This is a genomic window from Nitratireductor arenosus (genome assembly GCF_009742725.1).
GTDB lineage: Bacteria > Pseudomonadota > Alphaproteobacteria > Rhizobiales > Rhizobiaceae > Mangrovimarina > Mangrovimarina arenosa.
The window spans coordinates 1-2891 of record NZ_WPHG01000014.1; the positions used below are offsets into that span (position 1 = coordinate 1).

The following is a 2891-nucleotide window of genomic DNA, read 5'->3' on the forward strand; positions in this document are numbered from 1 at the left end:
GCGGCGCGTGCCATTCGGCCACCAGCGCCCCGTCGCGCAGCGCCACGAAGGCGTCACCGTGCGAGGCCTCCAGATGCGCCGTGGCACTGATCCTGCCGCCGTCGTCCGTCTCGATCATCAGCGTGTCGAGGAGGCCGGACCCGGACCCGGGGCCGGGCGCCGGTTTGCCGGCTGGCGCGCTGATTGACGCGCACGGCACCAGCTCGCCGACATTCTGGAACGCCCAGGTGCTGGCAGGATATGTGCGCCAATTGCCGAGATGGATCCGGTCGCGGGCAGGGGGCAGGGACATGAAGCGCGGTCCGACGGTCGAGTTCGCACCCCATTAGGCGCCGGCGGCCGCCCATGCAAGCCGCACGTTCCTGCCGCGTTCAGGCGGGTCGTGACGCCGGCGCGGCTGGACACTGGACTCCGGTGGCTTCCCAAAAATCCGACCCTGACGCTGGCGAAATGCCGAGCCAAGCCCGCCAGCATACATAGTCGCCGGGAAGGAACAATTGAATTCAATGGGTTGGCGGCATGGACCCCGACTGGATCCCGGAAGCCAGCCCAGGTGTCCACCTCGGGATCAGCCTCGGTTCGCCCGAGCGCACGACCCCGAGTATATTGTCATGGCTACCGTCAGAAGGGCGATCCGTCTCGCCGTCCGGTGTCTCGCAAGAATTTGTCTCACAGAGCCATACGGCCTTGACAGGTCTGTCAAAAATCGCCCCGCGCGATCCTCTCGACGTTGACGCTGCTTCGATCGGCAGTTAACTCTTGCCGTACTGGCGTAGTAGCCGAGGCGGCGAGGGCAAAATACCGGGCGACCGTGTCGCTGATGGCGTGCAAATTTCCTGTCCAAGACAGCAGAGATGAGCGCGACGATGGGATCGAACTTCTTGTCGGACTCCCTGACTCTCCGCCCTCGCCGCCGACCTAGCCGGGAAGATTGATGCAGAACGCGATTAAGGCTGAAATCAAAAGGCTTGCGAAGCGAGCGTTTGAAAAGGAAGAGAAGTCGAAGAAGCTCGAAGCGCAGTATCAGCAGCGCTTCACGAAGCGTACCGGGCTCACAGCAGGTCCTTCCTCGAGGAAGCCAAAGGCTCCGATTTCAAAGCACTTCGACCCGAAGTACTGCTCGAGGAACGCGAACTTCCTTGCCAAGACCATTTGGCACAAGGTGCTGAACAACTGTTACGAACCCATTCCGGCAGTCTGCTACCAGATCCCGAAACCTGACGGCTCCAAGCGTGAGGTGATGGCTTTCGCGATCCCCGACGCCGCGTTGGCCAACGTGGTGCTCCGGCGAGCGCGTGACAGAAACCTGAAACGACTGTCTCCTGCCTCCTTCGCATATCACCCAGACAAGAATGTTTTCGACGCCATTCTCGCGCTCCGTGAGTTCGACCACCGTGGGAAGCTGTTTGCCGTCCAGATCGATTTCGAAAAGTACTTCGACAATATTCCCGCAGGCTATCTCAAGGGAAAAGTTGCGGACTCGGGACAAGTCAGCCTTACGCCGCATGAGCGGCATATCTTCGAGCGCTTCATGCACCACCAATTTGCGGAACATGCTCAATATGGAACGGGGCAATTTCAACGACGACACAAGGGTACTCCGCAGGGATCATCCGTGTCGCTGCTTTTGGCGAACCTCGCCAACCACGACCTCGACGTCGATCTGACCGCAGCGGCCGGACGGTTTGTGCGGTTTGCGGATGACGTCGTGGCACTGTGTTCCGACTATTCGCAGGCCCAGTTAATCGAGAAGTGCTTCTTCGACCATTGCAGGATCAGCGGTCTCAAGGTGAACTCCGAGAAGTCGCCTGGTATTGCCGTGATTTCCGGAAGAGCGCAGGAGGTTAGGACACTCCCACACTTCGACTACCTTGGCTATCGGTTCGCGCCCGCTGGACTGACCGTTCCCGAGAAGACCATCAAACGGCTTAAGACGCGTGTTTCGCGATTGGCGAACATCTATCTAATCCAGTATCTGGCTGCGGGTTTTGACCAGAGTAGGTGCAGCACCAGTGCCCCGGTTTATGACTGGGATCTGCTCGGCCTGATCTATGAATTACGACGCTCGCTCTACGGCGGGCTGGCGGAAGCGGAGATTGAGGCCTTCATCCACCAGGGGAAGCGTCTTCCGAAGATGAAAGGATTGATGGGTTTCTATTGCCTGCTCGACGACCCCGCTCCGCTGAAGCAAATGGATGGCTGGATACTGAGCATGGTTCGTCGCGCCACGAGAACCCGCAACGACATCCTGTCGTCGAAGTACGGTTTGAACTGCCCAACACCTTCAAATCGGCAGCTCGCAACCGGCGAATGGTTGGATCCCGCTGCATGGAGGGGTGACCCAAAGCCAGAAGCGAGAATGCCGAGCCTCGTTCGCGGCTGGCGCGCAGCCCGCAAGCACTTCTACACTTTCGGCCTCGAGAATGTGGAAGCTCCAAAATATGGTTTCTACTCCGATCTCGACGATCTCTTCGACTACTAGAACGGCGGCCGAAGTCAATGTTGGCGGGCACCGCCTGGAGCGCCATCAACGACGTGCGCCATCGACCGCTTCCGGGGCACGCGCTTTCCATTCAGCCGCCACACGATCACGGCGATGCCGTACTGCCAGCGCCGGTTCGCCGTGGCGCGGCTAATGCCCAACTCCCAGCAGATGGGCTTCCACGGCGATGGCGACATCGCGGCCCTGCGCGCAGCCGTCGCGCGGCGGCATCCGCGGCGCTCAGGGCGGCGCCGGAGGCGTCGTTGTCGGCGAGGATCACGATGCGCGCGCGCGATCCGGGCCAGCATCGCCGCCTCGCGCCGGGTGGCGGGATCGTGGCTCGGCTGCGGCCGCGAGGACAGCTTGGCCAGCACCACCCGGCACTGCGGATCGATCCACAGCCATTGCT

Annotated in this window: 1 protein-coding gene and 2 pseudogenes; 1 reads left to right on the forward strand and 2 read right to left on the reverse strand. The window is 61.1% G+C overall.

The features are described from left to right. Positions 1-292 (reverse strand): annotated as a pseudogene (locus GN330_RS23355) (serine hydrolase domain-containing protein); the annotation flags it as partial. Between the two features lie 642 nt (positions 293-934). Between GN330_RS23355 and GN330_RS23360 the strand changes: the two are divergent. Next, on the forward strand, positions 935-2482 hold the full coding sequence (locus GN330_RS23360; RefSeq protein ID WP_156716176.1) for a reverse transcriptase domain-containing protein: 1548 nt from the start codon (positions 935-937) through the stop codon (positions 2480-2482). 14 nt (positions 2483-2496) lie between these two features. Here GN330_RS23360 and GN330_RS23570 read toward each other — a convergent pair. Next, a pseudogene (locus GN330_RS23570) lies at positions 2497-2891 on the reverse strand (hypothetical protein); the annotation flags it as partial.

What these genes read in the sequence shown, in the direction of transcription:
- GN330_RS23360 (WP_156716176.1), top strand. Translation starts at nt 935, where the DNA reads ATGCAGAACGCGATTAAGGCTGAAATCAAAAGGCTTGCGAAGCGAGCG.